This window comes from Desulfobacula sp., assembly GCF_021107415.1.
In genome coordinates, this window is sequence record NZ_JAIOSW010000416.1 from 1 (window position 1) to 4,281 (window position 4,281).

The window sequence follows — 4,281 nt, forward strand, 5'->3', positions numbered from 1 at the left end:
GGGAGATTTCATCCTTGCTTTCCTGGATAACAGCATTCTGATCAGGAGTGCTTTTCAACTGGTGGCCAAAAATGTATACGGTGAATTATACAACAAAGTTGTTGACCGCATGGATCGAAACGTTCAATGGGAGGAGTATGTTGGGGATATAAAAGATAAATTTTCAGAAATGGCCAATAATTGTTTCAGCTACGGTATCAGCGAGGATAAGGGGGTTGTTCTGACAGGGCCTCCGGGCAGTGGAAAGACCTTTCTTGCCAGAACCTGGCTCTCCTCCAACCTGAAAGTTCATGATATTGCCACAAGCCCTTCTGCACTTCAGGACCCTTCAAGCCCGGTTCACGGGGCAGTCTCCAATCTTGAAAAGGTTTATGATATCGCAAAAATGATCGCCCCCACCATCATCTTCTTTGATGAAGGTGATGCCCTGGCACCCAGAAGAAGTGCTACAGGCGGTCAACCGTCAGATGCATTGACCAATAAATTTTTAAATATTATTGATGGAGAGATCCCCTTAAATAAGGTCTTTACGGTGCTGACCACCAACCGCCTGGACATTCTTGATCCGGCTTTGATTCGTTCAAAACGGCTGAAAACACTCGAAATATCAGGACATATGAGACAAAAGGATATCTTTGATATCATAAAAAAACAATTAGAAGATGTCCCCCATAAACGCCAGTTTAAAATTGAAAAAATCATTGAGACTGCCCAGGGAATCTGTAACACACCGGCCGATTACACCTCGTTCACGGAAAAAGCCATTGCTCTTTGCAGCACTGAATATAAGGTGTTGCTAAAACTTCGACAGCTTAAAAAATCCACCTACCAGGAAAAATGTACTTTTATCAAGCTTAACTTTAAAACCATTATTGGCATTCTTGATGCTGTCAAAGCCCCGCCTTTGATCAAATCAAAAATCAAAAATGATTTAAAAAACTTTGTAGAGCATTATGGCCAGATCCTTGCCCATGTGGATCATATTACCTTGGAAGAAAACTACCCACTTGTAGAGGCCCATCTTGAATCCGCCCGAAGAGAGATATCCCAAAGTCCTGTAAAAAAAGGGTCTATCCAGCTCAATGAATTTCTGGAAACGGAATTGAGTAAAGAACCCCAGGTCGGGTTTATCATTGGTGTGGGTGCAAATGATCTTACGGGAATGCTGCTGCCCATTGCCACCAGCCTGACCGGGAGAGTGGAAGGATCTCCCATTATTGTCACCGGCGCCGTATCATCTTCTTCAGCAAATATGGCAGAGCTTGACATGGCCGTTCAAATGACAAAACAATCTGCCCAGGAAGCATTAACCATGGTGAAAAATTATATCCAGGAACTGAGCCCCAATTATAGTATTCCCTGGATTTTTGGCGATTTTTTACAGCGATATTCCCTTCACCATCAATTACTTTCCGCTTCATATAATGTGGGCGGGCCCTCGGCGGGTTATGCCCTTGCCTTGAATACACTGTCCGCACTTTTAAGGATTCCCCTGTGCATTGATTTTGGTATCACAGGCGCTCCCTGGACCAAAGGTGTCAGAAAAGATGAGGTCGGCGGTTCCGTCATTATCGGTGGCCACAGGAAAAAAACAGAAAAAGTTCTTTTATACCTCAGAAGAATGTATATGCCCTTACAGAACTATAAAGACCTTGAACCTGAATTTTTAATGGGGTATTGGCAGAGCAAAAAAGATATCATTGCCGTCACCCATTTTGCAGATTTAATGCCCGAAGTCCTGTTCCTGGATGAAGACCATAATCAACAAAGGGAAGATCTAATCGAAATGCGGATAAAGCTGAAAAAAGAAAAATACTATGCCGCTGAAAGAACGCCGAATCTTAAAGAAAATATTATCCAGACAAAAAAAATAATGAGAAAACGGGCAGAAGATGAAATATTAAAACGGGTCGATGCTATTCGTAAATATCTTGTAGATCCTGACAGGGAACACTACATTTCCCATGACCAGCTATTTAAAAAATATATAGAAAAATAACAGGTAAAAAAACTTTCCTATTTAGTGTTTGACCGAAAACCTGAAAATTTTGTGAGCTACGCTCGTCTTCGACCCCGAGTACAAGGCGGGTGATAATTTTAACCGGAGGAATACATTAAGTATTTCGAGGATTAAAATTTGAGCCCAACGCAGTAATCGGGAAAATTGGCGGTTTTCGGTCGGCACTATTTATCCCTTAATGCCAAGGGTTTGGACAAAATTTCAGACCAGATAATGGCATTTTGCAATGGATTGGATTTAAAACAATACTTTTCCCGCAAAGGATACAAAGGCTCTTTAATGCAAGATTCCTGTTCATGTCTTCGGGATTGAATTCTCTTTTTTACAGGCGGTTTAAACACTTCAGGTTCGGGCTCACTGAAATCAGCATCCTCTACAACACTTTCAAAAACAGGGGGAGACTCTTCTTCTTCTGACAGTGTTTCCCAAATAATTTCCTGGTCACTGGTTTCCTTTTTCTGCTGTTTAGCCTGTTCTTCAAGTTCCTGAATAAATTGCTGGATCCGCTCACCGATCCTGCCAAATATGGATAGTTTCTTCTTAGTCTTTTTCGGTGTTGCAGTCTTTTTCTTTCTGGCCAGAACCTGCTTTATAATTGATGGCAGGACAAAAAAGGCAATAATAAAAAGAAAGGTTACAATTGAATCAAAATCCATGGCTCAATCCTTTATGAGGGACCGGTCCCTCCCCTTGAAAAGGAGAAGGGACCGGCTTGTGTAGTTATTGTTCAGGGTCCGGGTCTGACTCGGGTGTGGCAATCTGGTCTCTCATTTTAGTGTCTGCGGAAATATTCTGCATCCTGTAATAATCCATGATGCCCATATTACCACTTCTAAAGGCATCTGCCATGGCCAGAGGCACCTGGGCCTCAGCCTCTACTACCTTGGCACGCATTTCCTGGACACGAGCTTTCATCTCCTGTTCCTGGGCAAAGGCCATGGCACGTTTTTCCTCGGCTTTTGCCTGGGCAATTTTCTTGTCTGCCTCGGCCCGGTCGGTTTCAAGTTCTGCCCCAATATTTTTACCCACATCCACATCTGCAATATCTATGGATAAAATTTCATAGGCAGTTCCTGAATCCAGGCCTTTTTTAAGAACAGTTTTTGATATGGTATCCGGATTTTCAAGCACTTCCTTATGGGTGACGGCAGATCCGATTGTGGTCACAATACCTTCCCCCACTCTTGCAAGAATAGTTTCTTCTCCAGCGCCCCCGACAAGGCGGTCGATATTGGCCCGAACCGTAACCCTTGAGATGGCTTTGAGCTGAATACCGTCCTTTGCCATGGCAGCCACCAGCGGGGTCTCAATGACTTTCGGATTAACAGACATCTGAACAGCTTCCAGCACATTCCTTCCGGCAAGATCAATGGCCACAGCCCGGTTAAAGGCAAGTTCAATATTGGCCTTGTCCGCTGCAATGAGTGACTGGACAACACGACTGACATTGCCGCCTGCAAGAAAGTGGGACTCAAGATCATCCGAAGAAAGTTCAATGCCGGCTTTAACCGCCATGATTTTGGATTCAACAATCAGCTTTGGCGGAACTTTCCTGATCCTCATGAAAATAATATTGATTAATCCAACCTTTGCACCGGACACCAATGCCTGTATCCACAAGGTGATATAGGAAAAGATAAAATAAAATAAAACAAGACCTATAATAGCGGCTATAATGGACAAAATGTACATAAAATTCATTTAAAATTTCTCCTTTTATTCTGATTGTTCAACAATGATCCGGTTGCCTGCAACATCTGTAACAACAATGGGCGTATCCGCATCGATATATTCTCCATCCGTCACCACATCCACACGCTGTGAATTAATCTCGGCCATTCCCGCCGGACGAAGATCGGTGACGGATCTTCCTTTCATATTTATATAGGCTTCATACACCTCTTTTTGAGAAACCACTCCGTCCTGTTTTGACAGCTCCCGCTTCAGTGCCAAAGGTGACCTGGCCAGTATTTTCATGCCCACAATAAGCAAAACAGGAACCAGGACAATATCCAAACCCGCCAATACCATTCCGGCTGTCGTGGATATACTTGTATACACTATATATAAAGAATAAAAAAATACGCCGAGGGCGATGGCGGTTAACAGTCCCAATGATGGAATAAAAACTTCAGCAATGATGACCAAGAATCCGATCATTTGAAGAAGAATGGGTAAGATATAGAGTTTCATTCCAAGCCTTTATATTTCAGAATATTCTGGGTTTAACAATTACACGATTCTGTTCTATTTTGTCAATC

4 protein-coding genes are annotated in these 4,281 nt (G+C 42.9%); 1 reads left to right on the forward strand and 3 read right to left on the reverse strand.

All coding sequences use genetic code 11. The annotated features are described in order from the left end of the window. On the forward strand, positions 1-1,999 hold a 1,999-nt coding region (locus tag K8S13_RS20900), incomplete at its 5' end, for an AAA family ATPase (protein ID WP_291465661.1). 185 nt (positions 2,000-2,184) lie between these two features. Here the strand turns inward: K8S13_RS20900 and K8S13_RS20905 are convergent. The 3 genes from K8S13_RS20905 to K8S13_RS20915 all read right to left on the reverse strand — a co-directional run bounded on the left by K8S13_RS20905 (position 2,185) and on the right by K8S13_RS20915 (position 4,213). After that, the gene (locus K8S13_RS20905) at positions 2,185-2,676 is read right to left on the reverse strand and encodes a hypothetical protein (protein WP_291465662.1); all 492 of its coding nucleotides are present in this window, start codon (positions 2,674-2,676) and stop codon (positions 2,185-2,187) included. A gap of 64 nt (positions 2,677-2,740) precedes the next feature. Further along, positions 2,741-3,721 (reverse strand): flotillin-like protein FloA, encoded by a 981-nt coding sequence (gene floA, locus K8S13_RS20910; RefSeq protein WP_291465663.1) that lies wholly within the window; start codon positions 3,719-3,721, stop codon positions 2,741-2,743. Positions 3,722-3,736: 15 nt separating this feature from the next. After that, on the reverse strand, positions 3,737-4,213 hold the full coding sequence (locus K8S13_RS20915) for an NfeD family protein (protein ID WP_291465664.1): 477 nt from the start codon (positions 4,211-4,213) through the stop codon (positions 3,737-3,739). Between the last annotated feature and the right edge of the window lie 68 nt (positions 4,214-4,281).

What these genes read in the sequence shown, in the direction of transcription:
- K8S13_RS20905 (WP_291465662.1), bottom strand. Translation starts at nt 2,676, where the DNA reads ATGGATTTTGATTCAATTGTAACCTTTCTTTTTATTATTGCCTTTTTT.
- floA (WP_291465663.1), bottom strand. Translation starts at nt 3,721, where the DNA reads ATGAATTTTATGTACATTTTGTCCATTATAGCCGCTATTATAGGTCTT.
- K8S13_RS20915 (WP_291465664.1), bottom strand. Translation starts at nt 4,213, where the DNA reads ATGAAACTCTATATCTTACCCATTCTTCTTCAAATGATCGGATTCTTG.